Source organism: Cobetia sp. SIMBA_158 (genome assembly GCF_046566945.1).
In the GTDB taxonomy this organism is placed as follows: Bacteria; Pseudomonadota; Gammaproteobacteria; order Pseudomonadales; family Halomonadaceae; genus Cobetia; species Cobetia amphilecti.
In genome coordinates this window covers 1-237 of sequence record NZ_JAWJYL010001062.1, presented here as the reverse complement: position 1 = coordinate 237, position 237 = coordinate 1, and the positions used below count along the sequence as shown (strand labels likewise).

General features: G+C 34.2%; 1 protein-coding gene. It reads left to right on the top strand.

Annotation, left to right across the window (positions count from 1 at the left end; all coding sequences use genetic code 11):
* Positions 1 to 187 (top strand): PUA domain-containing protein (locus R2R70_RS23055; RefSeq protein WP_410979354.1); only part of this gene is annotated, 187 nt, incomplete at its 5' end.
* Between the last annotated feature and the right edge of the window lie 50 nt (positions 188 to 237).

Sequence of the window (237 nt, the reverse complement as noted above, 5' to 3'; positions counted from 1 at the left end):
CTACAAATTTGAAGGCGACTTTAATAAAGGAGATGTCGTTGAAGTATATTGGAATTCCACACTTTTAGGACGTGGAGAAGTCATGTATTCCAGTGATGAACTTGAATTAGCACTTGGTAAACGTTCTGATGAAATTGCTGTAAAATCCATTGAAGTCATTCATCGTGATAAATGGGTAAAAGCTTAAATAATTTATAGGGGGTATATGTATTACAAAGATGGTTACAGAAAGTGAAG